Here is a 26,189-nt window from a genome sequence, read left to right as displayed (position 1 = left end):
TGCAGGCACCGCCATATTTGTGGCTGGCCAAGATAGTCTGCCCAAGCCGAACGTTTGTATATGGCCCCTCACCCTCACCCTCACCCTAGCCCTCTCCCCGCAAGCGGGGCGAGGGGACGATTTTGCCAGAAGCGGAGCCCCATGCCCCAATCCCTCTTTCTCGTCGCCCTCGTCATCGATGATTACGACTGTGCCAAAGCCTTCTATTGCGATGCCCTTGGCTTCGAGTGCTTGGCTGACGAGGTGCAGCCGGAAGGTAAGCGCTGGGTTGTCGTCAGGCCGAAAGGCACCGAGGGCGCCGCGCTATTGCTCGCTCAAGCCGCCAGCGACAGCCAGCGCGCAGCGATCGGCAATCAGACCGGTGGCCGCGTCGGCTTCTTTCTCAAGACCGATGATTTCGCCCGCGATCATGCCGCGATGAAGGCAAAGGGCGTGCGTTTTCTGGAGGAGCCGCGCCATGAGGTCTATGGCACGGTGGCCGTCTTCGCCGATCCCTATGGCAACACCTGGGACCTGATCCAGCATTCTTCGTGAAACTCTGTCACATGGCCTCTTGATCCCCGCCGATCCCGCGTGCATAAGCCGCTCGAAACCAGGGGTCGAGTGTGAGCTCGCCCAGGCCCTCCACAAGCCTTTTGAGGACGACATGACCGAATTCAAGCCGCTCGTATTCTCCGGCGTTCAGCCGACCGGCAACCTCCACCTCGGTAACTATCTTGGCGCGATCCGCAAGTTCGTGGCCCTGCAGGCCAACAACGACTGCATCTATTGCGTCGTCGACATGCATGCGCTGACCGCTCAGCTCGTGCATGAGGACATGCCGAACCAGACGCGCTCGATCACCGCGGCCTTCCTTGCCGCCGGCATCGACCCGGAAAAGCATATCGTCTTCAATCAGTCGGCCGTGCCCGGCCATGCCGAGCTTGCCTGGATCTTCAACTGCGTCGCCCGTATCGGCTGGATGAACCGCATGACGCAGTTCAAGGACAAGGCCGGCAAGGACCGCGAGCAGGCCTCGCTCGGTCTTTATGCCTATCCGAGCCTGATGGCCGCCGACATTCTGCTCTATCGCGCCACTCATGTTCCGGTCGGCGACGACCAGAAGCAGCATCTGGAGCTGACCCGCGACATCGCCATGAAGTTCAATCTGGACTACATGGAGCATATCCGCCGCACGGGCTACGGCATTGACATATCAGTCGGCGACGAGCCGGTGCATGCCTATTTTCCTATGGTCGAGCCCCTGATCGATGGCCCGGCGCCGCGCGTCATGTCGTTACGTGACGGCACGAAGAAGATGTCGAAATCCGACGCCTCGGACCTCTCACGCATCAACCTGCTCGATGATGAGGAAAACATCTCCAAGAAAATCCGCAAGGCCAAGACAGATCCGGATGGCTTGCCGAGCGAAATCGCCGGTCTCGCCGGTCGTCCGGAAGCCGACAATCTGGTGGGCATCTACGCAGCCCTTGCCGACAAGTCGAAGGCGGAGGTTCTCTCCGAATTCGGCGGCCAGCAGTTCTCCGTCTTCAAGCCGGCGCTGGTCGATCTCGCCGTACATGTGCTCTCGCCGGTCACGACGGAAATGCGCCGCCTGATGGCCGATCCCGGCCATATCGACGCCGTGCTGCGCGATGGCGGCGCCCGCGCCCGCGCTCGCGCTGATGTGACCATGAAGCAGGTTCGCGATATTATCGGCTTTCTCTATTGATATCGGCATGCAGGCCGCCGCCTGAATCGGGGGCTTGCAAAACGTCGTCTTCGGGTGTCAGAATCGCCGCATGGTTTCAAAACGTCTCTCACGGCTCGAAGGTCATCGCCGCAAGTTCATGGCGGTCATCGACGGCACCCCAGAATGCCAGCGTGCCGTCCATTATGCCGGCCGGCGCGCCAAGAACTCCAATGGCGGCCTCGTTCTGCTTTATGTGATCCCCGAGGGCGACTTCCAGCAATGGCTTGGGGTCGAGGAGATCATGCGGGCTGAAGCGCGCGAGGAGGCCGAGGCAGCAACCGCAAAGGCGGCGCAGGCCGTGCGCGAAAACATCGGCATCGATGCGGAAATCGTCATCCGCGAGGGCGCTGCCGCCGAGCAGATCAATGCCGTCATCGAGGATGACCGGGATATCGCTCTTCTCGTGCTTGCCGCCGGTTCCGCCAAGGAAGGTCCCGGCCCGCTGGTGTCGTCGATCGCCGGTCGCGCAGCTGCCTTTCCGATCCCGGTGACGGTGCTTCCGGACACGCTGAGCAACGAGGAAATCGACGCTCTGAGTTGATGGATCGACGCCATTTCTTGAGAAACATTCTCTTGAATAGAATGGCCAAAAGGCCTATTTTCTTTTGAAATATTCTAAAGTCGGGACAGGGTTTTCGCCCGCCGCATGGAGATCAAGATGTTCATTCAGACCGAAGCGACGCCGAACCCCGCGACCTTCAAGTTCCTGCCGGGCAAGGTGGTGATGGAAAACGGCACGGCCGAGTTCCGTAGCGCCGAGGAAGCCGAAGCTTCGCCGCTGGCTGCCCGCCTTTTCGAAATCCCGGGCGTCATCGGCGTTTACTTCGGCTACGACTTCATTTCCGTTTCCAAGGAAAATCAAGAGTGGCAACATCTGAAGCCAGCCATTCTCGGTTCGATCATGGAGCATTTCATGTCCGGCAAGCCGGTCATGGGCTCGGCGTCGGTTCTCTCCGAAGTGCAGGATGCCGGCGGCGAATTCTTCGATGAAGGCGATGAATCGATCGTGCTGACCATCAAGGAGCTGCTGGAGACGCGTGTTCGTCCGGCCGTTGCCCAGGATGGCGGCGACATCACCTTCCGCGGCTTCCGTGACGGCAAGGTCTATCTCAACATGAAGGGTTCCTGCGCCGGTTGCCCGTCCTCGACGGCGACGCTGAAGCATGGCGTGCAGAACCTGCTGCGCCATTTCGTGCCCGAAGTTCAGGAAGTCGAAGCCGTTTAATATTCAGGCTTTTCGGAAAATTTGACATGATCGTACTGGCGCTCGACACGGCAGGTGTGGATTGCGCTGCCGCTGTGTATGATAGCGGCAGTGATTCTGTGATGGGGGAGGTCACGGAAACGATCGGACGGGGGCATGCCGAGCATCTGATGCACGTTGTCGACGGAGCGCTGGCGAAAGCCGGCGTAGCGCTTTCGGCGATCGAGCGTGTCGTCGTGACCGTCGGCCCCGGTTCCTTCACCGGTATCCGCATCGGCGTTGCAGCCGCACGCGGATTTGCACTTTCCCTCAATGTTCCAGCAGTCGGCATCACGACCCTCGAGGTCATGGCCGCGACCGCCAGAGCACAGAATCCGGGCAAGTCGGTTCTGGCTGCCATCGATGCCAAGCGCGAGGAGATCTATCTCCAGAGCTTCGGTGCCGATGGCAACCCGCTGGACGAGGCTCGGGCCGTGACGATCGACGAAGCGCGGGCAATCGCCGGCGCCTTTGATGGTATCGTCACTGGAACGGCCGTCGCCCGGTTGAGCGACGCGCCGCCTGCGGAGCGGCCAGACGCATTTCCGATTGCCATCGTCGCCCGGCTGGGCGCTGGCAAGCCTGCCGGCGAAAAGCCGAAGCCGCTTTATCTTCGCGGACCCGATGCCAGACCGCAGGCCGGATACGCAGTTGCCAGGCAATAGACATGCTCGAATCTTATCTGACCTTGAAAGCCGAATACGAAATCGTCCCGATGGAACTGAAGGATTGCGCCGAAGTGGCGCTCCTGCATGGCGAACGGTTCCAGCGGGTTTGGGACGAGACTGAATTTCAGGGTCTCCTTTCTCAGGAGACCACCTTCGGCTTCGTCGCCCGCCAGACCAACGCCATCCTCAAAAAGGCGCTTCCAGGCTTCGTGCTGGCTCGGCATGTGGCGGGCGAGAGCGAAATCCTGACGATCGCCGTCAACGCCAAACTCGGACGCTCCGGCCTTGGCTGGCGCCTCATGCAAGCGGCTTTGCGTGAAACCCGCAATCGCGGTGGCGAAACCATGTTTCTCGAAGTCGACGGCAGCAATCAGCCGGCCCTCGGCCTTTATCGCAAGCTCGGTTTCGAGACGGTCGGTGAGCGCAAGGCTTACTATGTCGGCGAAAACGGCCAGAGGTCGACGGCGCTTGTCATGCGCCGCGTTCTTCGCTAGTCCCTTGTCACAGTCCCAACAGACCGAAGACAGCAATCGATGGATGATGCCGTAAAATCCCTGGAGGAGCTTTGCGCCGAGCGTGGCATGCGCATGACGGACCAGCGCCGGGTCATTGCGCGCATCATCGAGAGCTCCGGCGATCACCCGGATGTCGAGGAGCTCTATCGACGCTCCGTGCAGGTGGATGCGAAAATCTCGATTTCCACGGTCTATCGCACGGTAAAGTTGTTCGAGGATGCCGGCCTTCTTGCCCGACACGATTTTCGCGATGGCCGCTCCCGCTACGAGACCGTGCCGGAGGAACATCACGATCACCTGATCGACCTGAAAAGCGGCGCGGTAATCGAATTCCATTCGCCGGAGATCGAGGCTTTGCAGGAACGCATTGCCCGTGAACATGGCTTCAAACTCGTCGACCACCGGCTGGAGCTTTACGGCATCCCGCTGAAGAAGGACGAAGGTTGACGTGAAGGCTTTCATGCAGGAGCGCGCGATTTGATGACCTGGCTGCGCATCGGCTGTGCCGCCGTGGTCATTGGCGTCGTCAGCGCGGTGATGCTGCCGCTGCAGATCCTCTGCCTGCGCTTTGACTGGAAGCTTCGGCGCTATCTGCCGCGCTACTGGCATCGCATCGTCTGCTATTGGCTTGGTGTGCGCATCCACGTGGTCGGCAAGATGGAGACGAGCCGGCCTCTGATGCTGGCGTCCAACCACTCGTCCTGGCTCGATATTCTCGTGTTGTCGGCGGTTGCTGACGTCTCCTTCATCGCCAAGTCCGAAGTGCGGGACTGGCCGATCTTCGGACTTTTCGCACAATGGCAGAAGAGTGTCTTCGTCGAGCGCGAGCAGAAGCGCAAGACCGGCGAGCAGGTGAATGAGATCGCCGACCGCATGGCAGACGGCGAAATCATGGTACTGTTTCCCGAGGGGACGACCTCGGACGGCAATCGGCTGCTCGAAGTCAAATCCTCGCTGTTCGGTGCTGCCGCTGCCGCCCTGCCGAAGACGCCGGATGCCGTCGTGCATGTCCAGCCGGTCGCGGTCGCCTATACCCGCGTCCATGGAACGCCGATGGGCCGCTACTATCGCCCGCTGACGGCGTGGCCCGGTGATATCGAGCTTGTGCCGCACCTGAAGGGCATCATCCAGTGCGGTGCCATCGATGTCGACGTCTGTTTCGGCGAGGCGGTGGATTATCGCGCCGGCACCAATCGCAAGGAAGTCAGTGCCACTATCGCCAAGCGGATCCGCAATATGCTTGCCAGCCGCCTGCTCGGGCGCGAGATCGCCTGATTTCCAGGTGATTCCAACTTTTCCATTTTCTCCGAAGGCAAAAGCCACTACATAGCGGCCCATGACAAAGGACAGCCTGACCCTCGACGCCCCGGCGACCGACACTCTGCAGCTCGGCCCCCGCGACGGCTCCAACAGCCGCAAGGTTTTCATCAAGACCTACGGCTGCCAGATGAACGTCTATGATTCCACGCGGATGAGCGATGCGCTTGCCCGTGACGGCTACGAGCCGACCGAGGACATGGAAGAGGCCGATCTCGTCCTTTTGAATACCTGCCATATCCGTGAGAAGGCGGCCGAAAAGGTCTATTCCGCGCTTGGCCGCCTGCGCGAAATGAAGAAGCGCAAAGCCGCCGACGGCCGCGAGATGATGATTGGCGTTACCGGCTGCGTTGCTCAGGCCGAGGGCGAGGAAATCCTGCGTCGCGCGCCTGCCGTCGATGTCGTCATCGGTCCGCAGACCTATCATCGCCTGCCGGACGCGCTGCGTCGCGCCAAGGAAGGCCAGCGCGTCGTCGACACGGAATATGCGATTGAGGACAAGTTCGAACACCTGCCGATCGCAGAGAAGGCGAAGATCCGCGCCCGCGGCGTCACTGCCTTCCTGACGGTGCAGGAAGGCTGCGACAAGTTCTGCACCTTCTGCGTCGTGCCCTATACGCGCGGCTCCGAAGTCTCCCGCCCGGTCTCCCAGATCGTCGAGGAAGCCGAGAAGCTGGTGGATGGCGGCGTTCGCGAGATCACGCTGCTCGGCCAGAACGTCAATGCATGGCACGGCATCGGCCCGAAGGGCGAAGCCTGGAGCCTCGGCGATCTCCTCTATCGCCTCGCTCAAATCCCCGGTCTCGCGCGCCTACGCTACACGACCAGCCACCCGCGCGACATGGATGATCGCCTGATCGGTGCCCATCGCGACCTGCGCACGCTGATGCCCTATCTGCATCTTCCGGTTCAGGCCGGCTCGGATCGCATCCTGAAGGCAATGAACCGACGGCATACGGCGGCTGAATACCTGACGCTTATCGAGAAGATCCGTACTGCACGCCCGGATATCGCCCTTTCTGGTGACTTTATCGTCGGCTTCCCGGGGGAGACAGACCAGGATTTTGAGGATACACTGAAGCTTATCGAGGAGGTGAATTATGCACAGGCCTTCTCGTTCAAATATTCGACGCGGCCGGGCACGCCCGGTGCGGAGCTGAAGGATCAGGTGCCCGAAGAGGTCAAGACCGAGCGGCTGGAGCGATTGCAGGCGTTGCTCCTGCGGCAGCAGCATGCGTTTGCGGAGGCTTGCGTCGGCAAAACAGTGGATATCCTTCTGGAAAAGCCGGGCCGGATGCCGGGCCAGTTGATTGGACGCTCCCCTTGGCTGCAATCTGTGAATGTTGATGCAAAAGCATCGCAAATCGGTGACATTATAAACGTACGAATCACCGGAACCAGCACCAACAGCCTTTTCGCTGAATTGCTCTAGGTTCCGGACGGACCAAAGGAGCCGCACCGCTTGAACGGACAGGAATTGGTTTCTTCTTCATCGCGCCAGCCCCGCATCGCGAGCGACGCCAATCACTTCACCCTGACGTTCGAAAACAATCGGTTCGCCAGCGAACTTTTCGGGCAGTTCGACCAGAATCTGAAGCTTCTGGAGGAGCGCCTCGGCATAGATGCGCGCGCTCGCGGCAATTCCGTCGTCATAACAGGCGATGTGCTGGCCACCAATCAGGCGCGCCGCACGCTCGATTACCTCTATGACAAGCTGCAAAAAGGCGGCAATGTAGAGCGTTCCGATGTGGAAGGGGCAATCCGCATGGCGGTTGCCGCCGACGATCAATTGACGCTGCCGACCATGGAGAGAAAAGCCAAGTTGACGATGGCGCAGATTTCGACGCGCAAGAAGACGATCATTGCGCGCACGCCGACGCAGGATGCCTATATGCGGGCACTGGAGCGTTCCGAGCTCGTCCTCGGCGTCGGCCCTGCCGGTACCGGCAAGACCTATCTCGCCGTCGCGCATGCTGCCCAGCTCCTGGAGCGCGGTGCGGTGGAAAAGATCATCCTGTCGCGCCCGGCCGTCGAAGCCGGCGAGCGCCTCGGCTTCCTGCCCGGCGACATGAAGGAAAAGGTCGATCCCTATCTACGCCCGCTCTACGACGCGCTTTACGACATGATGCCTGGCGACAAGGTCGAACGTGCCATAACGGCAGGCGTCATCGAGATCGCGCCGCTCGCTTTCATGCGTGGCCGCACGCTTGCCAATGCCGCCGTCATCCTCGACGAAGCGCAGAACACGACATCCATGCAGATGAAAATGTTCCTGACGCGTCTCGGCGAAAATTCGCGGATGATCGTGACGGGCGACCCAAGCCAGATCGACTTGCCGCGCGGCGTCAAGTCCGGCCTGGTGGAGGCGCTAGAGCTGCTGAACGGCGTCGAGGGCATCACCATCGTCCGCTTCAAGGATACGGACGTCGTCCGCCATCCGCTGGTGGCGCGCATCGTCCGGGCCTATGATTCCACCTATGCCGCAAAGGCAGAGGAAAGCGATCCGCAGATCTGATCTGCGGCCCGAAAGCTCATGGCCGAACTCGACATACAGATCAGCGTGGAGGAGGGCGATTGGCCTTCCGAAGAAATATTGCAGTCGCTTGCCGAGCGCGTGCTGGGCGAAGCTGTAAATTATCTCAAGAAAAACGAGAAGCAGCCATTTCCAAAAATGGCGCCCGAATTGTCGCTGGTTTTCACCGACGATGCCTCGATCCGCGAGATCAATGCGGAGTGGCGCTCTCAGGACAAGGCGACGAACGTTCTTTCTTTTCCAGCTTTTCCGCTTGAACCCGGCGGCATGCCCGGCCCGATGCTGGGCGATATCATCATCGCCAGGGAAACGGTGGAGCGTGAGGCGGTGGAACTCGAAAAGAGTTTTGACGACCATCTTACGCATTTGATGGTGCATGGTTTCTTGCATCTCTTCGGCTACGACCATATGAATAATAGCGAAGCCGAAAGAATGGAGGGGCTGGAGACTCGCATTTTGGCTAGTCTTGGCCTATCTGATCCCTATGCGGGACAAGACCCCATTTGATCTGAACCCTGTCTGACCAGGAACAATGAGCGACTTTACGACGAGATCGGCCCCCGAGGCCAAAGACGGAGCCGATGCAGCCTCCTCCGACGAGGTAGGCAGTAGTAGCAACGGCAAGCGATCCCATTCTTCCTTTTGGGCACGTGCCGCGCGCATTTTGCGCCCGGCACAGGATTCCGCCCGGTTGCGCGAGGACCTTGCCGACGCGCTGATGACCAACGCGGCCGGCGACGACGCCTTCTCCGCGGACGAGCGGGCGATGCTGCACAATATCCTGCGCTTCCGCGAGGTGCGCGTCGAGGATGTCATGGTGCCGCGCGCCGATATCGAGGCCGTGGACCAGAATATCACCATCGGCGAGCTGATGATCCTCTTCGAGGAAAGCGGCCGTTCACGCATGCCCGTCTATGCCGATACGCTGGATGATCCGCGTGGCATGGTGCATATCCGCGACCTGCTGTCCTATGTTGCCAAGCAGGCTCGCAACAAGCGCCGCAGTGGCAGTGCTAAAACGGCGGCCGCCGCAACAGCAGCACCTGCGGCCGAAAAGCCGGTGCGGTCCGCCAAGCCAAATTTCGATCTTTCGCGCGTCGATCTGCAGAAGACGCTGGCTGAGGCCGGCATCATCCGCAAGATCCTCTTCGTGCCGCCCTCGATGCTCGCCTCCGACCTGCTGCGCCGCATGCAGGTCAACCGCACGCAGATGGCCCTCGTCATCGACGAATATGGCGGCACGGACGGTCTGGCCTCGCATGAGGACATCGTCGAAATGGTCGTTGGCGATATCGACGACGAGCATGATGATGAAGAAGTCATGTTCAAGCGCGTCTCCGAGGACGTCTTTGTTGCCGACGCCCGTGTCGAGCTGGAGGAGATCGCCGCTGCGATCGGCCCTGATTTCGATATCGCCGAGCAGGTGGACGAGGTGGATACGCTTGGTGGCCTGATCTTCTCCGCGCTCGGACGCATTCCCGTGCGCGGTGAGGTGGTGCAGGCGCTTCCGGGTTTCGAGTTTCATATTCTCGATGCCGATCCGCGCCGCATCAAGCGGGTGCGCATCACACGCAAGCGTCATGCCGTCCGGCGTCGTCCAGCAAAGCTCGAGGGCGAAGCGGGAACGTCTGAACGCGGCTTGCTGGCCCACGAAGCGATCGCCGAGGAAATGCCAACCGAACGCAATGCCGCCAGCCAATAAATGGCGCTTCAGCGGGACAAATCGCTGCTTTTTTGAAAGACTGCCGCCAGTTGATTCGCGATTGGACGGAGCTGGCGCATGGAATGGCTTTCGGGCAAGGTGATCCTCGTCTGGGGTTTCAAACGTGCGTTGCTTGCAATCCTTGCTGGAGCCATCGGGGTGCTGGCGCTGCCGCCCTTCGGCTTCTTCGCGGCGATGTTCATTTCTTTCACGCTGCTGGTCTGGCTGCTGGATGGCGTTGCCGCCGGCCCGGATAGCGGTCTGCTCGGGCGTCTATGGCCGGCTTTCTTCACCGGTTGGCTGTTCGGCTTCGGTTATTTTGTCGCCGGCCTCTGGTGGCTCGGCCACGCGCTGCTGATCGATGCCGACGAGTTCGCCTGGGCCTTGCCGCTCGCGATCCTCGGTCTTCCCGCCTTCCTGGCCGTCTTCTACGGCGTTGCGACCATGCTTGCCCGCATCCTGTGGTCCGATGGCATGGGACGCATCGCCGCGCTTGCCTTCAGCTTCGGCATTCTAGAATGGCTGCGCAGCTTTCTTTTCACCGGCTTTCCCTGGAATGCCATTGGCTATGGCGCCATGCCCATTCCGCTGATGATGCAATCGGCGCATGTGATCGGGGTGCTCGGGGTCACCGTGCTTGCCGTCTTCGTCTTCGCGGCACCGGCATTGCTCGGCACGCGCCAGGGCCGGGTGCCGGGGCTCGGGCTTGCCGTTCTCATCGTTTCAGCCCATTTCGGCTATGGCTATTATGCACTGAGCCAGCCGGCGGCGCCGCTGGCGGGCGCCAAGACGGCGCCTGTCGTGCGTATCGTCCAGCCTTCCATCGACCAGGAAACCAAGATGGACACCGCCGCCGATCGTGCCGCCATCTTCGACAGGCACCTGGCACTTTCCGTGCAGCCGCCTGCCAATGGCGGCAAGCGGCCTGACATCATCGTCTGGCCGGAAACGGCCGTGCCCTTCATCCTCACCGACAATCGCGACGCGCTCGCCCGCATCGCCGATCAGCTCGATGACGACCAGATCCTGATTACCGGCGCCGTCCGCATCGAAGATATGGGACCCGGCGTGGATCCGCGCTATTATAACTCCATTTACGTCATCGATGGGCGAGGTCAGATCATCGGGGCCTCCGACAAGACCCATCTGGTTCCTTTCGGAGAATACGTCCCCTTCGAACATATCCTCGGCTATCTCGGCATCGAAAATGTCATCGAACTGCCGGGAGGGTTTTCAGCGGCCGCCAAACGGGAATTGCTGAGCATGCCGGATGGCCTGAAATTCTATCCGCTGATCTGTTACGAGATCATTTTTCCGAACGAGATGACCCCGGAGATCAGGCAGGCCAACGCCATCCTTAACGTTACGAACGACGGCTGGTTTGGCGATACGCCAGGCCCATACCAGCATTTCCTGCAGGCAAGAGTGAGAGCGGTGGAGCAGGGATTACCGCTGATTCGGAGCGCCAATACTGGTATTTCAGCATTTGTTGATGCACACGGACGTCTGCTTTCTGGTATCGATTATAACCAGCAAGGCTTTATTGATGCTACTCTGGGTGGCGCAACCGTTTCGCGCATCGACGATAAGGCCAGAAAAACATACTTTTGGTTGATCATCGCTGTGGCCGGTATGGTCGCTGCGATTTCGCGCATGGGTTTTATTTTTAGGGTGAATTGACCAAAAAACCCTAAAATTGCATAGTGCTAGACATCCGCCTTTTGAACGTAGACTGGAGGCCTTGGGGGCATCGGCTGCAACGTAGCGTTATAGGGGTGGAGAAGGGTACCGGGTGGCAGGTCCTGAATTCAACCTATGTTAGGGTAAAATGATGATAGAGAATAAAAAGAAGCCGAACCCCATCGACATTCATGTCGGTAGCCGCATACGCCTCCGCCGCACGATGCTTGGTATGAGCCAGGAGAAGCTCGGCGAAAGCCTCGGAATTACGTTTCAGCAGATTCAGAAATACGAAAAAGGCACCAATCGCGTCGGCGCCAGCCGCCTCCAGAACATCTCCAGCATCCTCAATGTCCCGGTCTCCTTCTTTTTCGAGGACGCGCCGGGTGAGCACGCAGCCGGTGCCGGCGGCATGGCCGAAGCATCCAGTTCCAACTACGTCGTCGACTTTCTGTCCTCTTCCGAAGGATTGCAGCTTAACCGCGCCTTCGTGAAGATTTCCGATGGCAAGGTCCGACGCAAGGTTGTCGAGTTGGTCAAGGCACTCGCGGCCGAGGCTGACGCTGAGTAAGCAGTACTTCGAAAGCAAGCGAAGATCGAGAAAGTCGAGAGGCGGCCGTTTTGGCCGCCTTTCCCCTATTTAAGGCAAAATTTTATCACTTTGGCGGGGATATAAAGATATATTTATGTCCTTGTGCGACTTGTTTTTCACGCCGGAGACGAATATCAAAAGCAGAGATTTGTTCTTTGAGGGGAATCCCGTATGCGCGCGAATTATCTGTTTACGAGTGAGTCTGTTGCCGAAGGTCACCCGGATAAAGTTTGTGACCGCATTTCCGATGAAATCGTCGATCTGGTTTACCGCGAGGCCACAAAGACCGGCGTGAACCCTTGGAGCGTGCGCATTGCATGTGAGACCCTTGCCACCACCAACCGCGTCGTCATCGCCGGTGAGGTTCGTCTTCCGCCGAGCCTGATGAAGAAGGACAAGGACGGCAACGACGTCATCAATCCTTCGAAGTTCAAGGCCGCCGCCCGCCGCGCCATCAAGGATATCGGCTACGAGCAGGACGGCTTCCATTGGAAGAAGGCCCGCATCGATGTGCTTCTGCACTCGCAGTCCGCCGATATCGCCCAGGGCGTCGACAATGCCGCCGACCAGCAGGGTGACGAAGGTGCCGGCGACCAGGGCATCATGTTCGGCTACGCCTGCAAGGAAACGCCCGACCTCATGCCGGCGCCGATCTACTATTCCCACAAGATCCTGCAGCTGCTCGCAACCGCCCGCAAGAAGGGCGATGGCGAAGTCGCCAAGCTCGGGCCTGACGCCAAGAGCCAGGTGACGGTTCGCTATGTCGACGGCAAGCCCTCCGAAGTGGCCTCGATCGTGCTGTCGACCCAGCATCTCGACGACAGCTGGGATTCGAAGAAGGTACGCGCCGTCGTCGAGCCCTATATCCGCGAAGCGCTCGGCGACCTGAAGATTGCCTCCGACTGCAAGTGGTACATCAACCCCACGGGCAAGTTCGTCATCGGCGGTCCGGACGGTGATGCCGGCCTCACCGGCCGCAAGATCATCGTCGATACCTACGGCGGCGCTGCCCCACATGGCGGCGGTGCTTTCTCGGGCAAGGACACGACCAAGGTCGACCGTTCCGCTGCCTATGCTGCGCGCTACCTTGCAAAGAACGTCGTTGCCGCCGGTCTTGCCGATCGCTGCACGATCCAGCTCTCCTACGCGATCGGCGTTGCCCAGCCGCTGTCGATCTATGTCGACCTGCACGGCACGGGCAAGGACGTCACCGAGGATCAGGTCGAAGCGGCTATCCGCAAGAACATGGACCTTTCGCCCACCGGCATTCGCCGTCACCTCGACCTCAACAAGCCGATCTACGCCAAGACCTCGGCTTACGGTCACTTCGGCCGCAAGGCCGGTCGCGACGGCTCCTTCTCCTGGGAGCGTACGGACCTGGTGAAGGCTCTCAAGGAAGCCGTAAAGCTCCGGGAAGCCGCATGATCGATACCGAGCGCCGGTCGCGGGCGACGGAAGCATTCTTCGGCCGCCGCAAGGGTAAAGCCTTGCGCGGCCAGCAGGCCCAAAAGCTGGAAGCATTGCTGCCGCAGTTCATCCTCGATCTTTCCGCCCCGGCGCAGCAGCCGCTGAACGATCTCTTCCCGGTGCCGACCGAGCGTCTGCGCTTGGAGATCGGTTTCGGCGGTGGGGAGCATTTGATCCACCGGGCGCTGGAGCAGCCGAAGACCGGCTTTATCGGCGTAGAGCCTTTCGTCAATTCGATGCAGAAGCTGCTTGCGAGCGTCGACGACGCTGGCGCGCGCAACATCCGTGTCTACAATGACGACGCGACGCAGGTGCTGGATTGGCTGCCTGACGCCTGCCTGGACCAGATCGACCTGCTCTATCCCGATCCCTGGCCGAAGAAGAAGCATTGGAAGCGCCGCTTCGTTTCGCAGGTGAACCTTGCCCGCTTCCATCGTGTCCTGAAGCCCGGGGCGCTCTTCTGCTTTGCCTCCGACATTGACACCTACATCAATTGGACGCTGCAGCATTGCCATGCGCATGGTGGCTTCGAATGGACTGCGCAGAATGCTGCCGACTGGCTGACGCCCTATGAGGGCTGGCCGAGCACGCGCTACGAGGCCAAGGCCAGGCGCGAAGGGCGCTCGTCGGCCTATCTGACCTTCAAGAGGGTCTGATCGCTCCAATTGCGGGCGAGAATCTCAAATTGAAATATTCGCATCATCCCTTGAGGACCGCCGTTTTGGGTGGTCTGGATCATGCGCGCATTGCCAGGAGGGGCCGGTTCGATGCGGTCCTTGCGGGCGGTGACGTTCACCGCCAGACGACGCTCAAGGTCAGTGCAGGCTGACCGTCTTCAATTCGTCTTCGGCAGCACGATAGAAGGTGCTGGATCGATTGTCCGTAAGCAGGATCGGCGTACCGTCGGCGCCGAAAAGCGCCCACAGATCGACATCCGGATCGATATCCGGCGCTTCCGGGAAGCAGCGGGATACTTCGGACCAATCCATTTTTCTGATATAAGCGACCTCGCCGGTGCCGATATTGGCAAGTTCGGATGGGGTCAGGCGGGCGTTAGCTTCTTTCAACAACATGCTCGTACCTCCAGTATGAGGAACCAACGGCTCCAGAGCATGATGACCAAAAGTGTGAGCGGCTTTCGGGTGACGTCGTGCTCTAGTTCTTTGATTCTAGAGCCGATTCGGATTTCAGGTTGATTCGGCCTGAAATCATCCGGCTCTAGGCCGTTGTTCTACTGTGAGACCGAAATGTTAATTTTCTTTACCACGCGGTTCGGTTCCGGCCGAATGAGATCGACGGAGAGCAGCCCGTTCTTCAGTGTGGCGCCGAGCACCTGCATGCCGTCGGCAAGGACAAAAACACGCTGGAACTGCCGGGCTGCGATGCCCCGGTAGAGATAGTCTCGCTCGCCCTGTTCCGTCTGGCGTCCGCGGATCAGCAGCTGGTTCTCTTCCGTGGTGACGTCAAGCTCGTCTTCGGAAAAACCGGCGACCGCCAGCGTGATGCGCAGACGTTCTGGCTCGCCCGACAGGCGATCCGCGCGCATCCGTTCGATATTGTAGGGAGGGTAACCGTCGCTGACCTTGGAAATTCGCTCAAGCGTCTTTTCCATAGTGTCGAAGCCCAGAAGCAGCGGGCTGGCAAAGGGAGTCGTCCGGCTCATCGTCTCAAAGTCCTTGGGTGTCAAGCGACCGTTCCGGACCTGATCTTCAGCACCCGGTTGTCCCTAATATGGGAGTACGCGCCTGCGAGTGCAAGCCATGAGGTCTTCGCATTTGCGAGATCGAAATCCATGGTGAAAAATGGTTTTGTGACATGGCGAGCGAGCGCTTGACAAAGCCGGACCGGACCCGCGACAAAGCCTGTCGATCTGTACCGGAGGAAAGTTGAAGACATGACCGAACCTAGAAAAATCATCATCGATACCGACCCCGGTCAGGACGATGCCGCGGCGATCTTCCTCGCCTTCGGCAGCCGTCAGGAGATCGACGTGCTTGGCATCACCACCGTCGCCGGCAACGTGCCGCTGCGGTTGACGAGTCGTAATGCCCGCATCGTCTGTGAGCTCTGCGATCGTCGCGACGTCAAGGTGTTTGCCGGCGCTGATGCACCGCTCAAGCGCAAGCTGGTCACTGCCGAACATGTGCATGGCAAGACCGGCCTTGATGGTCCGGAACTTTCCGAGCCGACGATGGAACTGCAGCCGGGCCACGCCGTCGATTTCATCATCGATACGCTGCGTAGGGAACCGGAAGGCGCCGTGACCCTCTGCACGCTCGGCCCGCTGACCAATATCGCAATGGCGTTTCAGAAGGCGCCTGACATCATTGGTCGCGTGCGCGAGCTTGTGATGATGGGCGGCGGCTTTTTCGAGGGCGGCAACATCACGCCGGCCGCCGAGTTCAACATCTATGTCGATCCGGAGGCGGCAGACGTGGTGTTCCGTTCGGGCGTTCCCATCGTCATGATGCCGCTCGACGTCACCCACAAGCTGCTGACGCGCCGGGATCGCGTCGAGCGCATCGCCGCAGTCGGCACGCCGCCGGCCAAGGCCATGGTCGAAATGCTGCAGTTCTTCGAGCGTTTCGATATCGAGAAATATGGTTCGGACGGCGGTCCGCTGCATGATCCGACTGTTATCGCCTACCTTCTGAAGCCCGAGCTCTTCAAGGGCCGCGAATGCAACGTGGAAATCGAAGTGACGTCAGAACTGACGGTCGGCATGACCGTCGTCGACTGGTGGCACGTCACCGACCGCGAGCGCAACGCCAAGGTCATGCGCGATGTCGATGCCGACGGCTTCTTCGCGCTACTGACGGAACGCTTCGCCTGCATCTGATTAGGCTCCATCAGAAAGGCCGCCGGATCGCTCCGGCGGCCTTTTGATTTCACCCCCAGCGGGATTAGCTCAGAATTCCTCCCAATCGTCCTGGGCAAGCGCCGTGGCACCCTGTGTCTGCGGAACTGCTCTGCGTGCCGGTGCGCTAACGGGTGCTGCCGGCCGACGCGGGGCTACCGGAGCCCGCATCTGCTGGGCGGTCGCCCGCAATGCGCTGGCATTCTCCTGGGCGGCACGTGCGGTGCGGAAGCGCGCAACGAGTGTGCGAAGTGACTGGGCTTCTTCGGCAAGGGCAACGCTCGAAGCTGTGGTTTCCTCTACCATCGCGGCATTCTGCTGGGTTACTTGATCCATCTGGTTCATGGCCGAGTTGATTTCCTTCAGACCGATCGCCTGCTCGCTGGCGGAAGCGGAGATCTGGCGGATCAAGCCGTTGATCTCCATAACCTGCTGGGCGATCTTGTGCAGGGCATCGCCCGTGCGGCCGACCAGATCGACGCCTTCCTTGACCTGTCCGGCCGAGGCATTGATCAAAGTCTTGATCTCCTTTGCGGCATTGGCCGAGCGCTGAGCCAGCTCGCGCACTTCCTGTGCGACAACGGCGAAGCCCTTGCCCGCGTCGCCCGCACGCGCCGCTTCGACACCGGCATTGAGCGCGAGAAGATTGGTCTGGAAAGCGATCTCGTCGATGACGCCGATGATGCGCGACACTTCCTGCGACGATTGCTCGATGCCGTGCATGGAGGAAATGGCCTTTTGCACGATCTCGCCGGAATGCTCGGCATCCTGAGACGCCGCATTTACGCTGCTTGCCGCCGTGCGTGCGTTTTCGGCGCTGGAGTTGACCTGCGCGGTCAGCTCGTTAAGGGCTGCCGCCGTCTCTTCGAGGCTGGCCGCCTGCTGTTCGGTGCGGCGAGCGAGATCCGAGGCGCTGTTGCTGATTTCGCCGGTGCCGCTGCCGATATTGCCGACGCTGACATTGACGGTATGAACCGTCTCCTCAAGGCTCGCCAGCGCAGCATTGAAGTCCTGCTTGAGCTGGGCATATTCGCCGGGGAAATCGTCCGTGATCCGCTGTGTGAGGTTGCCCTTGGAGAGCTCGGCGAGGTTATGGCCGAGAATGCTGACGATGTGGCGCTGGAGGGTCACGCTCTCGTTGCGTTCGCTCTCCGAGCGGCGGCGTTCACCTTCGGCAGCCAGGCGCTGGTCGTTGGCTTCACCTTCGAGGCGCTTGGTGTCGGCAAGCGCAAAGCGGAACCCTTCCAGTGCCTTGGCGACTGAACCAACTTCGTCTGCACCCGCCTGGCCGGCGACCGGTTCGGCATAATTGCCGGTGCTGAGGCGATTGACGCTTGCGACGAGACCGGCGAGCGGCTTCTGCACGAAACCGCGCACAGCGACGTAGAGGGCGAGCATGACGGCGGCAAGCACGAGAATGCCGGCAAGGATCATCATATAGGTCTGATCGCGTACCGGTGCTGCGATTGCGCTATGCGGCACGTCGATGAGAACGACCCAGGTGGCGTTGAGGCCGGGAACGGCGAAAGGGTAGACGACGCGGTCGAATGCTTCGCCGCCATTTTCAGAAAGGTTCTTGAGGACGCTTGAAGAAGAGGTGGTCAGTGCCGCCTTGATCACATCAGCGCCGGAACCGTTATAGTCCTTCATCAGCAGGTCGACGCTCGGTGCCACCAGCCACTTGTTGTCCTGGGAAACCAGCAGCACGCGGCCGGTGCCGAAAGGCTGCATCTTCTGCAGCTTCGTCGAAAGCGAGCCGAGAGAAATGTCGACGCCTGCGACACCGATCAGTTTGCCGCCCGATATGACGGGATAGGCGATCGAGCTCATGGTCGTGGGAACGTCCGTGCCCTGTGCGAGATAGGGCGGCGTGATCGCGCCCTTGCCGCTGTCGGCGGCAAGCTTCCACCAGGCGGCGCTGTAATCATTGTCGAAGGTCGAGAACTGGATGCCGCCATCCTTGGTCTTCGACCAATAGGGCGTGAAGGCGCCCTTGTCGTTGACGGCCTGATCCTTGTTGTTGGCAAGTTCGGTCGTCTTGCCATCCAGCGCGCCGAGCTGCTCACAGAACCAGCTGCCGAAGGCAAAGGCATTCTGCTCGACATTTGCCTTGAGGATATTGATCATGCCCTTGCGGTCGAAGGTATGACCCTCGTGGCCGCGGCCGATGATGGCGGCCATGGAGCGGGCGGCACTCGCCAGTTCGCCGACATTTGCGGCGATCTCGTTGGAAATGGACTTGGCCTCGGTATTCGCCTGATCCATCGTCAGCGTCTCGACGCGATCGCGGGTCTGGGAAATCAGCAGAAAATTGGAAACCAGCAGAACGAGTGCGATCGCCAGCCCGGTGACCAAGATGAGCTTGGCCGCAAGCGACTTCATGCGAAAGATGAACATCATTTCCTCGAAAAAGCGATGCGTCGGATACACATTATCCGAATGCAAGGTCGGCGCAGGATGGCCCTGTCATGGAGCCGCCGTTAAGATTCCTGCCGCAACCGGAAGGCTATGAGCGCCAGGCCAGAGGAGAATGATATGGAAGCGCAAAAATTTAATTAATTGCGCTTCCCGATGCGTGGGGAATTTTAGCTTTAAAGCTTTTCGGCGACTTCACTGGCAACCGGAATGGACGGCTGTGCGCCAGGCTTCAAGCAGGCGAGCGAACCGGCGACGGCAGCCCGACGCAGGCTGGCGTGGAAATCCAGGCCTTGATCGAGGCTGGCTGCAAAATAACCGCAGAAGGTATCGCCGGCGCCGACGGTGTCGACCGGCTCGATCACGAGACCCTTGGCGCGCGCGAGCTCGCCGTCGCGAATGGCGATGACACCATCGCCGCCAAGCGTGACGATCAGCGTCTGGCCGGTTTCACCATGTAGGCGAACCAGGGCTGCCTCGCGCTCGGAAGCCGACATGTTGTCCTGGCCGGCCAGTCTCTCGAATTCGGTTTCGTTTGCGATGACAATATCGGCAAGGCGGCCGAGGCGGGCAGCTTCCGGGATCAGCGGCGCCAGATTGAGCACGGTGCGCACGCCCTTTGCCTTCGCGGCGTTCAGCGCCGTCTCGACGGCCGCGACCGGAATTTCGAGCTGAAGCATCAGCGTATCGCCGGCCCTCAGAGCAGCGACGGCGGCCTCTGCGTGTTCGGCGGTGTTCGTACCATTGGCACCCGGCACAACGGCGATCATGTTCTCGCCGTCACCCCCCACGAGGATGAGAGCCGTGCCCGTCGCTTCGGATACCCGCCGGACGGTGGAAAGATCGGTCCCTGCCGTATCGAGCAAGGCAAGCGCAGGCTCCGCGAAGGCATCATTGCCGACCGCCCCGCTGAGGCGGACCGTTGCGCCGGCGCGGCGTGCGGCCAGCGCCTGGTTGGCGCCCTTGCCGCCGGCGGCCGTGGAGAAGCCGTTGCCGGCAACCGTTTCGCCCGGCTTCGGCAAACGATCCGTGGTGGCGATGAGGTCCATATTGATGGAGCCAAAAATAGTGATCATGCAATGTCCTGCCCTGGGTGTTGCGCCTGCATGATCCTGCCAGAAGGCTGCCTTTGTCTTTTCGGATCATGCATCGAGTGGGCGCGACACTGCCGAAGCGATCAGTCTTCGTCAACTACCCTAAGCTTGAGTTGGCTTGTGCGGTTGTCGACAGGTTTGGGCCGTTCTTCCGTGCGCGCCTTGGCAGGCTCTTTCGCTGCCTCGAATTCCAGCGCTTCTATCCGCTCGCCGCGCCTCGCCAGCTTGTCGGCCGAGGTGACGATCATGTCGACATCCTTCTGCGCCATGGCGAAATGCCCCTGCAGCTTGCGCACCCGCTCGTCGAGGCGTGACAGGTCGTCCATCAGATGAGCCACTTCGCTCTGGATGACATGAGCCTGCTCGCGCATCCGCTGATCCTTCAGGACAGCTTGGATGACCTGGATCGACAGCATCAGCAACGATGGTGAGACGATGACGATGCGCGCGCGCTGGGCCTTCTGCACGATCGCCTCGAAATTCTCGTGGATCTCGGCAAAGATCGACTCGGACGGCACGAAGAGAAAGGCCGTATCCTGCGTCTCACCGGGGATCAGATATTTTTCCGAGATATCGCGGATATGCAGCTCCATATCCCTCCGGAACTGCTGTGCGGCGATCTTGCCATGTTCGGGGCTGGCAGCGCTACGGATGGCGTTCCACGCCTCCAACGGAAACTTCGCGTCGATCACAAGCGGCGGCGAGCCGTTCGGCATGCGCACGGTACAGTCCGGTCGCGAACCGTTGGATAGCGTTGCCTGGAACGCATAGGCACCCATCGGCAACCCGTCGGCGATGATGGTTTCCATGCGCGCCTGTCCGAAGGCGCCGCGCGTCTGCTTGTTGGAAAGAATGGCCTGCAGGCCGACGACATCCTTGGCCAGCGTCTGGATATTGGTCTGGGCGGCATCGATGACGGCGAGCCGTTCCTGCAGGCGGCGCAGGTTTTCATGCGTCGAGCGCGTCTGCTCGCCGATCGTTGCCGTCACCCGCTGCGACATGCCGTCGAGACGTTGGCCGATGGCCTGATTGAGCTCCGCCTGTCTGGAGCCGAAGACTTCCGCCATGGTGGCAAGCCGCCCCTGCATCTCAGCCTGCGACCGCAACAATGCTGCCATCGTCTGCTCGGCGTCGAGTGCGTCGTCTTCCGCCCGTGCTTTGCTGCGGACGAAAAGGACGATGACTGCGATCGTAAGCAGGATAACGAGGCCGGTCAGAACCTGGACCGTGGAAATGGCTTGGCCGAAGATGATGAAGGACATGAAACCTGGCGCGCTGATGAAGTTCTTATGGGCACCATAGCAAAACCATCGCGAATATCCAGATCAAAACGTGAACATAATTTCTGGGTCATTTGCGCTGATCCGGATGACCATCGTTGAAAAAACACTGTCTCACCGCCATCTTGGCGATTCCATCGCACAACAAGATGCGTTATGGGAAACGTCATGACGATCAAGCCACTCATCATTTTGCCCGATCCGCTGCTCCGCCAGGCTTCCAAGCCCATCGAGCAGATCGATACCGAAATTCAGCGCCTCGCCGACGACATGCTGGAAACCATGTATGACGCGCCGGGCATTGGCCTTGCTGCGATCCAGATCGGCGTTCCCCGCCGCATGCTCGTCATCGACGTCGCGCGCGAGGGCGAAGAAAAAACGCCACTGGTCTTCATCAATCCGGAGATCGTCGCGTCTTCGGATGAACGTTCGGTCTATGAGGAAGGCTGCCTCTCCATTCCGGATTATTATGCAGAGGTGGAGCGCCCGGCGCGCGTCACCGTCAAGCATCTGGACCGCAACGGCAGGGAGCAGCTCACCGAGGCCGACGGCCTGCTTGCGACCTGCGTGCAGCACGAGATCGACCATCTGAACGGCGTGCTCTTCATCGACTATATCTCGCGCTTGAAGCGGGAGATGGTGATCAAGAAGTTCACCAAGGCCGCCAAGGCCAAGGCTCTTTGATCTCCAGCCGTTGAAAGATCGGCCTAAAAGCCCTATGATATCATTGATATCAAATGGAGGCGCGAATGGCTGATATATTGGTCAGAGACATGTCCGAAAGCTTGAAGCGAGAGCTTAGCGACGAGGCGAAGCGCTCTGGTCACAGTCTCTCGGAAGAAATTAAGATTCAGGTTCGAAAAGGCCTCAATGCTACGCGATCGGAGAATGCTGCAAAGGCTGGCTCGACGCTCGGCCAGCTGCGTTCTGCGTTCGTCGGCCTTGCATTGAGCGACGAAGAACATCGCGACTTCCTGTCTGCCACAGATGAGGCCCGCCGTAGAGAGGCGGAGCGCCGTAGCTCTGAATGATTGTTCTCGATACGAACGTGGTTTCGGAAATCACAAAGGCGAATTTATCTCCAAACGTCGGTGAATGGTTTGAGCGGCAGGAGATGGAGACCCTGTATCTCTGCTCTCCCGTTCTAATGGAGCTGTCCTATGGCGCAGAAAAGGTGCTGCTGGGGGATCGATCAAAACGATTTTTCGAAGGCCTCGACTCTCTCATGGGACATCACTTTATGGGGCGTATCTTGCAACTGGATCAAGACAGCGCGCTGTTAACGGGCCGCATTCGCGCCCGTCGCGAGCGCTCGGGACATCAGATTTCCGTACAGGACGCCATGATCGCCGCCATCTGCCTTGCGAATGGTGCGACATTGGCGACGCGCAATACAAAAGACTTCGAGGGGCTTGATCTCAAGCTCATAAACCCGTTTGAAGGCGGCTAGCATTGGACCCGATGGCATGTGCCGCGGCCGCTGGGTCATTCTAAATCTGATATCTTAGCCGGATGGATCGCATGTCGCTCAACATCATCTTCATGGGAACGCCCGAATTCTCCGTGCCGACATTGCGGTCCCTGATCGATGCCGGCCACAAGATTCGTGCCGTTTATACGCAACCGCCGCGCCCCGGCGGCCGGCGCGGGCTGGATCTGCAGAAGTCGCCGGTGCATCAGGCAGCCGAGTTGCTCGGCCTGCCGGTTTTCACGCCGATTAATTTCAAGGACCCCGAGGAGCGCCAGCGCTTTCGCGATCTGGATGCCGATGTTGCCGTCGTCGTGGCCTATGGCCTGTTGTTGCCGGAAGCGATCCTCACCGGGACACGTCTCGGCTGCTACAACGGCCATGCCTCCCTGCTGCCGCGCTGGCGCGGGGCTGCCCCCATCCAGCGGGCGATCATGGCCGGCGACAAAAAAACCGGCATGATGGTGATGAAGATGGACAAGGGGCTGGATACCGGCCCGGTCGCTTTGACACGCGAAGTCGAAATCGGCGACACCATGACAGCGGGCGAGTTGCATGACAGGCTGATGCTCGTTGGCGCAAAAGCCATGGCCGAGGCGATGAACAAGCTGGAACATGACGAGTTGCCGTTGACCGCGCAGCCGTCCGAAGGCGTTCTTTATGCCGCCAAAATCGATAAGGGTGAAACCCGTATCGATTTCGGCAAGCCCGCAGCCGATGTCCATAATCATATTCGCGGCCTGTCGCCCTTTCCCGGCGCCTGGTTCGAGGCCGAAATTGCTGGCCGCCCCGAGCGTATCAAGGTGCTGGGTTCGGAATTGGCAGAAGGCAACGGAGCTTCCGGTCAGATCCTGACAGATGATCTCGTCATTGCCTGCGCCTCCAGCGCCATCAGGCTGACGAAGCTGCAGAAGGCCGGCGGCAAGCCCTTGGCGGCAGCCGACTTCCTGCGTGGCACGCCGATCGCGCCGGGCACCGTGCTCGCCTCGGAGCAAGCCTGATGCCGCGTTACAAGATGACCGTCGAATACGACGGCATTCCCTATGTCGGCTGGCAGCGTCAGGACAACGGCCCCTCCGTGCAGGGCGCAATCGAAGGCGCCATCCTGTCCTTGACCGGCGAGACCGTTTCGATCCGCGGTGCAGGGCGTACCGATTCCGGCGTGCATGCCATGGGGCAGGTCATGCATGCAGATCTCTCGAAGGAATGGAAGGTCTATACGCTGCGCAATGCGCTCAATGCCCATCTGAGGCTTGCCGGGAACCGTATTGCCATTCTCGATATCGTCGAGGTCGACCAAAGCTTCGACGCGCGCTTTTCGGCCATCCGCCGCCACTATCTCTATCGCATCATCGCCCGCCGTGCGCCTCTGGCTTTGGAAGCCGGGCGCGCCTGGTGGGTGCCGAAGGATATGGATCACGAGGTCATGCATGCCGCCGCTCAGACCCTTGTAGGACGGCATGATTTCACCACCTTTCGCTCGGCGCATTGCCAGGCAAATAGCCCGGTGCGCACGCTCGACCGGCTGGATGTGACGCGCAGCGGCGAGCTCATCGAGATCCGTGCCACGGCGCAAAGCTTCCTGCACAATCAGATCCGTTCTTTCGCCGGCACGCTGAAGCTTGCGGGCGAGGGTAAATGGACGCCCGACGATGTGCGCGCTGCGCTCGAGGCAAAGGATCGCAAGGCCTGCGGCCCTGTCGCCCCACCGGATGGGCTATATTTCATGCAAGTGGATTATCGCGATGGCGCCGGTTTGCCTGGCGAGGGCGAAAATGCCGATGATGGCGAGGATCTGTCGTAGTCCCTCTGCGATTGCCTCAAACAGGCGGATAGACGCCGAGGAAGCGTTGCAGAAAATCCGTCAGCAGCATGGTCGGGATCAGCAGCACCAGCGTCAGTGTGCCGATAAAGAGCGGATGCGTGCCGCAGATCATTCGAAGCATGCGTGCCAGCGAAAAGATGATCGTCCCCATCAGGACAAACCACAGCAGCGCCGCCAATCCACTGGAGCCAGGCACGAAGGCGATTAGGGCGATAAGCAGCGCATTGAGATAGGACGTCGGCACCCCAAGCCAGTTCACCACCACGACGATCGGCGTGAACTTCTCACCGACACGGAAAAACAGCAGCAATACGCCGGCAAGAACCAGCGGGATCAGCCAATTCGCCGCCTCGACCAGCGCCAGCCTCAGGAAAAAGGGGAGGCCCGTCGCTGTTTCCGGCGGCATGGCACGCAGATAGGCCTGCTGCCACCACAGCCAGGAAATGCCGATCGAGGGGAGGCTCCAGAAAATCGCCCAGAAGGAGCGCAGCATGCCGCGGTCTGAAATATCCAGATACTGGAATCCGCGCGCATCCATCCGGATCAGCAGCCACAGGCCGGACAGGTAATACTGGACTTCCTTAAAGCTCGGCATTCTCGAACCAGCGCTGGATGAAGGTCTGGTAGATCCCGGTCAGCGTTTCGAGATCCGAGAGCGCCACACGCTCGTCAATCATATGCATGGTCTGGCCGACAAGCCCGAATTCCACGACGGGGCAGTAGTCCTTGATGAAGCGCGCATCCGACGTGCCGCCGGTGGTCGACAGCGCCGGCCTTTGACCGGTGATGTTTTCGATGGCGGAGGAGAGCGAAGCGATCAGCGCATTGTTGCGCGTCAGGAAGACCTGGCTCGGACGCTCCGACCAGACGATATCGTATTTCGTCGGCGGACGTCCGGGCCGCAGCGTCTGGTCGGCGGCTGCCGCATCCAGGCGCGCCAGGATTTCGGCCTTCAGCGTATCGGCCGTCCAGGTGTCGTTGAAGCGGATGTTGAAGGCAGCGGTTGCCTTGGCGGGAATGACGTTGGTCGCGGTATTGCCGACGTCGATCGTCGTCACTTCGAGGTTCGACGGCTGGAAATTGTCCGTGCCGGCGTCAAAGGGCGGGTCGAGCAGCGCTTCCGTCAGTTTGATGATGCTGCGCACCGGATTGTCGGCAAGGTGCGGATAGGCAGCATGACCCTGGACGCCGTGGACGGTGATGGTGCCGGAGACCGAGCCGCGGCGGCCGATCTTGATCATGTCGCCAAGCCGGTCGGGGTTGGTTGGTTCGCCGACGAGCGATGCGTCCCATGTCTCGCCGCGCTCGGCGGCCCATTGCAGCAGCTTTACCGTGCCGTTGATCGCCGGTCCCTCTTCGTCGCCGGTAATCAGGAAGGAGATCGAGCCGGCGGGCTTGCCATGCTTCTCGATATGACGCGCAACCGCTGCCACGAAGCAGGCAATGCCGCCTTTCATGTCGACGGCGCCACGGCCGAAAAGCTCGCCATCGGCGATTTCGGCGGCAAAGGGCGGATGGCTCCAGGAAGCGGCATCGCCGACCGGCACGACATCCGTATGGCCGGCAAACATCAGATGCGGTCCGTCCGTGCCGAGCCGCGCATAGAGATTTTCGATATCGGGCGTCCCCGGCTCGCTCGCCGTCACGCGCTCGATCTTGAAGCCGAGCGGTGCCAGCATATCGGTAAGCGCGGTCAGCGCGCCCCCCTCGGCAGGCGTGACCGAAGCGCAGCGGATCAGGGTCTGCAGGTTTGTGATGGGATTCGTAACAGTCATCGGAGGCAACTTATCCGGCGGGAAAT

The 26,189-nt window shown here is 60.3% G+C and carries 29 protein-coding genes; 22 read left to right on the top strand and 7 right to left on the bottom strand.

All coding sequences use genetic code 11. From position 1 onward, the window contains the following. The first annotated feature begins 141 nt into the window (after window positions 1-141). The 16 genes from FHT73_RS17495 to FHT73_RS17420 all read left to right on the top strand — a co-directional run bounded on the left by FHT73_RS17495 (window position 142) and on the right by FHT73_RS17420 (window position 14,105). Window positions 142-534: a VOC family protein gene (locus FHT73_RS17495; RefSeq protein ID WP_112609399.1), complete on the top strand. Its 393-nt coding sequence runs from the start codon at window positions 142-144 to the stop codon at window positions 532-534. A 112-nt stretch (window positions 535-646) separates the two neighbouring features. Continuing rightward, the gene (gene trpS / locus FHT73_RS17490) at window positions 647-1,711 is read left to right on the top strand and encodes a tryptophan--tRNA ligase (protein ID WP_183713334.1); all 1,065 of its coding nucleotides are present in this window, start codon (window positions 647-649) and stop codon (window positions 1,709-1,711) included. Between the two features lie 70 nt (window positions 1,712-1,781). Continuing rightward, window positions 1,782-2,273, top strand: a complete 492-nt coding sequence (locus FHT73_RS17485) for a universal stress protein (RefSeq protein WP_075855409.1) — start codon at window positions 1,782-1,784, stop codon at window positions 2,271-2,273. 117 nt (window positions 2,274-2,390) lie between these two features. Beyond that, entirely contained in the window at window positions 2,391-2,957 is a 567-nt protein-coding gene (locus FHT73_RS17480; protein ID WP_183713331.1) for a NifU family protein, read from the top strand. A 26-nt stretch (window positions 2,958-2,983) separates the two neighbouring features. After that, window positions 2,984-3,640 carry a tRNA (adenosine(37)-N6)-threonylcarbamoyltransferase complex dimerization subunit type 1 TsaB gene (gene tsaB, locus FHT73_RS17475; protein WP_112413381.1) on the top strand — a complete coding sequence of 219 codons (657 nt, stop codon included), beginning with the start codon at window positions 2,984-2,986 and terminating at the stop codon, window positions 3,638-3,640. A 2-nt stretch (window positions 3,641-3,642) separates the two neighbouring features. Further along, entirely contained in the window at window positions 3,643-4,137 is a 495-nt protein-coding gene (locus FHT73_RS17470; RefSeq protein WP_183713328.1) for an N-acetyltransferase, read from the top strand. Window positions 4,138-4,176: 39 nt separating this feature from the next. Next, window positions 4,177-4,605 carry a Fur family transcriptional regulator gene (locus FHT73_RS17465; protein WP_112336673.1) on the top strand — a complete coding sequence of 143 codons (429 nt, stop codon included), beginning with the start codon at window positions 4,177-4,179 and terminating at the stop codon, window positions 4,603-4,605. A gap of 30 nt (window positions 4,606-4,635) precedes the next feature. Then, the gene (locus FHT73_RS17460; RefSeq protein ID WP_112420112.1) at window positions 4,636-5,433 is read left to right on the top strand and encodes a lysophospholipid acyltransferase family protein; all 798 of its coding nucleotides are present in this window, start codon (window positions 4,636-4,638) and stop codon (window positions 5,431-5,433) included. 61 nt (window positions 5,434-5,494) lie between these two features. Continuing rightward, a complete protein-coding gene (gene miaB / locus FHT73_RS17455) occupies window positions 5,495-6,907 on the top strand; it encodes a tRNA (N6-isopentenyl adenosine(37)-C2)-methylthiotransferase MiaB (protein WP_112609405.1) in 1,413 nt (470 codons plus the stop codon). A gap of 30 nt (window positions 6,908-6,937) precedes the next feature. Beyond that, window positions 6,938-7,990, top strand: a complete 1,053-nt coding sequence (locus FHT73_RS17450; protein WP_015338632.1) for a PhoH family protein — start codon at window positions 6,938-6,940, stop codon at window positions 7,988-7,990. Window positions 7,991-8,008: 18 nt separating this feature from the next. Continuing rightward, the gene (ybeY, locus tag FHT73_RS17445; RefSeq protein ID WP_183713325.1) at window positions 8,009-8,515 is read left to right on the top strand and encodes an rRNA maturation RNase YbeY; all 507 of its coding nucleotides are present in this window, start codon (window positions 8,009-8,011) and stop codon (window positions 8,513-8,515) included. Between the two features lie 25 nt (window positions 8,516-8,540). Continuing rightward, on the top strand, window positions 8,541-9,710 hold the full coding sequence (locus FHT73_RS17440) for a hemolysin family protein (RefSeq protein ID WP_112336669.1): 1,170 nt from the start codon (window positions 8,541-8,543) through the stop codon (window positions 9,708-9,710). A 78-nt stretch (window positions 9,711-9,788) separates the two neighbouring features. Next, a complete protein-coding gene (gene lnt / locus FHT73_RS17435) occupies window positions 9,789-11,390 on the top strand; it encodes an apolipoprotein N-acyltransferase (RefSeq protein WP_183713322.1) in 1,602 nt (533 codons plus the stop codon). 151 nt (window positions 11,391-11,541) lie between these two features. Further along, window positions 11,542-11,961, top strand: a complete 420-nt coding sequence (locus FHT73_RS17430; RefSeq protein ID WP_041677790.1) for a helix-turn-helix domain-containing protein — start codon at window positions 11,542-11,544, stop codon at window positions 11,959-11,961. 192 nt (window positions 11,962-12,153) lie between these two features. Then, window positions 12,154-13,407, top strand: coding sequence for a methionine adenosyltransferase (metK, locus tag FHT73_RS17425; RefSeq protein ID WP_112336667.1), 1,254 nt, complete (start codon window positions 12,154-12,156; stop codon window positions 13,405-13,407). Continuing rightward, window positions 13,404-14,105 (top strand): tRNA (guanosine(46)-N(7))-methyltransferase TrmB, encoded by a 702-nt coding sequence (locus FHT73_RS17420; protein WP_183713319.1) that lies wholly within the window; start codon window positions 13,404-13,406, stop codon window positions 14,103-14,105. Before metK ends, FHT73_RS17420 begins: the two co-directional genes overlap by 4 nt. A 159-nt stretch (window positions 14,106-14,264) precedes the next feature. On the opposite strand, the gene FHT73_RS17415 is transcribed toward FHT73_RS17420, so the two are convergent. Both FHT73_RS17415 and FHT73_RS17410 read right to left on the bottom strand, forming a co-directional pair. Beyond that, entirely contained in the window at window positions 14,265-14,522 is a 258-nt protein-coding gene (locus tag FHT73_RS17415; RefSeq protein ID WP_112336665.1) for a DUF1150 family protein, read from the bottom strand. Between the two features lie 158 nt (window positions 14,523-14,680). Beyond that, complete coding sequence (locus tag FHT73_RS17410) at window positions 14,681-15,112, bottom strand: Hsp20 family protein (RefSeq protein ID WP_112336664.1); 432 nt, start codon at window positions 15,110-15,112, stop codon at window positions 14,681-14,683. A 231-nt stretch (window positions 15,113-15,343) separates the two neighbouring features. Here FHT73_RS17410 and FHT73_RS17405 point away from each other — a divergent pair, with 231 nt between their 5' ends. Beyond that, on the top strand, window positions 15,344-16,288 hold the full coding sequence (locus FHT73_RS17405) for a nucleoside hydrolase (protein ID WP_183713316.1): 945 nt from the start codon (window positions 15,344-15,346) through the stop codon (window positions 16,286-16,288). 69 nt (window positions 16,289-16,357) lie between these two features. Here the strand turns inward: FHT73_RS17405 and FHT73_RS17400 are convergent, their stop codons facing one another. The 3 genes from FHT73_RS17400 to FHT73_RS17390 form a co-directional block, all read right to left on the bottom strand. Continuing rightward, window positions 16,358-18,703, bottom strand: a complete 2,346-nt coding sequence (locus FHT73_RS17400; protein ID WP_183713314.1) for a methyl-accepting chemotaxis protein — start codon at window positions 18,701-18,703, stop codon at window positions 16,358-16,360. 194 nt (window positions 18,704-18,897) lie between these two features. After that, a complete protein-coding gene (locus FHT73_RS17395; protein ID WP_112609413.1) occupies window positions 18,898-19,797 on the bottom strand; it encodes a ribokinase in 900 nt (299 codons plus the stop codon). Window positions 19,798-19,898: 101 nt separating this feature from the next. Continuing rightward, window positions 19,899-21,077: a DNA recombination protein RmuC gene (locus FHT73_RS17390; RefSeq protein ID WP_183713310.1), complete on the bottom strand. Its 1,179-nt coding sequence runs from the start codon at window positions 21,075-21,077 to the stop codon at window positions 19,899-19,901. Between the two features lie 186 nt (window positions 21,078-21,263). On the opposite strand from FHT73_RS17390, the gene def reads away from it, so the two are divergent. The 5 genes from def (at window position 21,264) to truA (ending at window position 24,367) form a co-directional block, all read left to right on the top strand. Next, on the top strand, window positions 21,264-21,779 hold the full coding sequence (def, locus tag FHT73_RS17385) for a peptide deformylase (protein WP_183713307.1): 516 nt from the start codon (window positions 21,264-21,266) through the stop codon (window positions 21,777-21,779). 89 nt (window positions 21,780-21,868) lie between these two features. Beyond that, a complete protein-coding gene (locus FHT73_RS17380; protein WP_183713304.1) occupies window positions 21,869-22,126 on the top strand; it encodes a hypothetical protein in 258 nt (85 codons plus the stop codon). Continuing rightward, window positions 22,123-22,545, top strand: coding sequence for a type II toxin-antitoxin system VapC family toxin (locus FHT73_RS17375; protein ID WP_183713301.1), 423 nt, complete (start codon window positions 22,123-22,125; stop codon window positions 22,543-22,545). Before FHT73_RS17380 ends, FHT73_RS17375 begins: the two co-directional genes overlap by 4 nt. A 71-nt stretch (window positions 22,546-22,616) precedes the next feature. After that, complete coding sequence (gene fmt / locus FHT73_RS17370) at window positions 22,617-23,564, top strand: methionyl-tRNA formyltransferase (RefSeq protein WP_183713298.1); 948 nt, start codon at window positions 22,617-22,619, stop codon at window positions 23,562-23,564. Then, complete coding sequence (truA, locus tag FHT73_RS17365; protein WP_183713295.1) at window positions 23,564-24,367, top strand: tRNA pseudouridine(38-40) synthase TruA; 804 nt, start codon at window positions 23,564-23,566, stop codon at window positions 24,365-24,367. Before fmt ends, truA begins: the two co-directional genes overlap by 1 nt. A 16-nt stretch (window positions 24,368-24,383) precedes the next feature. Here the strand turns inward: truA and FHT73_RS17360 are convergent, their stop codons facing one another. Next, window positions 24,384-24,983 (bottom strand): hypothetical protein, encoded by a 600-nt coding sequence (locus tag FHT73_RS17360; RefSeq protein ID WP_183713293.1) that lies wholly within the window; start codon window positions 24,981-24,983, stop codon window positions 24,384-24,386. Continuing rightward, entirely contained in the window at window positions 24,970-26,163 is a 1,194-nt protein-coding gene (dapE, locus tag FHT73_RS17355) for a succinyl-diaminopimelate desuccinylase (protein ID WP_183713291.1), read from the bottom strand. The genes FHT73_RS17360 and dapE overlap by 14 nt, the downstream gene beginning before the upstream one ends. Window positions 26,164-26,189: the final 26 nt, after the last annotated feature.

It is taken from the genome of Rhizobium sp. BK098 (assembly GCF_014193155.1).
Classification (GTDB): Bacteria; Pseudomonadota; Alphaproteobacteria; order Rhizobiales; family Rhizobiaceae; genus Rhizobium.
Note: the sequence above shows the minus strand (reverse complement) of the source record. Positions and strands in the feature narration are given on the sequence as shown.

Coding starts and splice junctions, on each gene's coding strand:
- FHT73_RS17465 (WP_112336673.1), top strand. CDS start 4,177: ATGGATGATGCCGTAAAATCCCTGGAGGAGCTTTGCGCCGAGCGTGGC.
- FHT73_RS17440 (WP_112336669.1), top strand. CDS start 8,541: ATGAGCGACTTTACGACGAGATCGGCCCCCGAGGCCAAAGACGGAGCC.
- FHT73_RS17410 (WP_112336664.1), bottom strand. CDS start 15,112: ATGAGCCGGACGACTCCCTTTGCCAGCCCGCTGCTTCTGGGCTTCGAC.
- FHT73_RS17405 (WP_183713316.1), top strand. CDS start 15,344: ATGACCGAACCTAGAAAAATCATCATCGATACCGACCCCGGTCAGGAC.
- def (WP_183713307.1), top strand. CDS start 21,264: ATGACGATCAAGCCACTCATCATTTTGCCCGATCCGCTGCTCCGCCAG.
- fmt (WP_183713298.1), top strand. CDS start 22,617: ATGTCGCTCAACATCATCTTCATGGGAACGCCCGAATTCTCCGTGCCG.
- FHT73_RS17360 (WP_183713293.1), bottom strand. CDS start 24,983: ATGCCGAGCTTTAAGGAAGTCCAGTATTACCTGTCCGGCCTGTGGCTG.
- FHT73_RS17375 (WP_183713301.1), top strand. CDS start 22,123: ATGATTGTTCTCGATACGAACGTGGTTTCGGAAATCACAAAGGCGAAT.
- FHT73_RS17420 (WP_183713319.1), top strand. CDS start 13,404: ATGATCGATACCGAGCGCCGGTCGCGGGCGACGGAAGCATTCTTCGGC.
- FHT73_RS17400 (WP_183713314.1), bottom strand. CDS start 18,703: ATGTTCATCTTTCGCATGAAGTCGCTTGCGGCCAAGCTCATCTTGGTC.
- FHT73_RS17380 (WP_183713304.1), top strand. CDS start 21,869: ATGTCCGAAAGCTTGAAGCGAGAGCTTAGCGACGAGGCGAAGCGCTCT.
- ybeY (WP_183713325.1), top strand. CDS start 8,009: ATGGCCGAACTCGACATACAGATCAGCGTGGAGGAGGGCGATTGGCCT.
- FHT73_RS17480 (WP_183713331.1), top strand. CDS start 2,391: ATGTTCATTCAGACCGAAGCGACGCCGAACCCCGCGACCTTCAAGTTC.
- FHT73_RS17390 (WP_183713310.1), bottom strand. CDS start 21,077: ATGTCCTTCATCATCTTCGGCCAAGCCATTTCCACGGTCCAGGTTCTG.
- FHT73_RS17395 (WP_112609413.1), bottom strand. CDS start 19,797: ATGATCACTATTTTTGGCTCCATCAATATGGACCTCATCGCCACCACG.
- FHT73_RS17430 (WP_041677790.1), top strand. CDS start 11,542: ATGATAGAGAATAAAAAGAAGCCGAACCCCATCGACATTCATGTCGGT.
- dapE (WP_183713291.1), bottom strand. CDS start 26,163: ATGACTGTTACGAATCCCATCACAAACCTGCAGACCCTGATCCGCTGC.
- FHT73_RS17470 (WP_183713328.1), top strand. CDS start 3,643: ATGCTCGAATCTTATCTGACCTTGAAAGCCGAATACGAAATCGTCCCG.
- metK (WP_112336667.1), top strand. CDS start 12,154: ATGCGCGCGAATTATCTGTTTACGAGTGAGTCTGTTGCCGAAGGTCAC.
- tsaB (WP_112413381.1), top strand. CDS start 2,984: ATGATCGTACTGGCGCTCGACACGGCAGGTGTGGATTGCGCTGCCGCT.
- lnt (WP_183713322.1), top strand. CDS start 9,789: ATGGAATGGCTTTCGGGCAAGGTGATCCTCGTCTGGGGTTTCAAACGT.
- FHT73_RS17495 (WP_112609399.1), top strand. CDS start 142: ATGCCCCAATCCCTCTTTCTCGTCGCCCTCGTCATCGATGATTACGAC.
- FHT73_RS17485 (WP_075855409.1), top strand. CDS start 1,782: ATGGTTTCAAAACGTCTCTCACGGCTCGAAGGTCATCGCCGCAAGTTC.
- miaB (WP_112609405.1), top strand. CDS start 5,495: ATGACAAAGGACAGCCTGACCCTCGACGCCCCGGCGACCGACACTCTG.
- truA (WP_183713295.1), top strand. CDS start 23,564: ATGCCGCGTTACAAGATGACCGTCGAATACGACGGCATTCCCTATGTC.
- FHT73_RS17415 (WP_112336665.1), bottom strand. CDS start 14,522: ATGTTGTTGAAAGAAGCTAACGCCCGCCTGACCCCATCCGAACTTGCC.
- trpS (WP_183713334.1), top strand. CDS start 647: ATGACCGAATTCAAGCCGCTCGTATTCTCCGGCGTTCAGCCGACCGGC.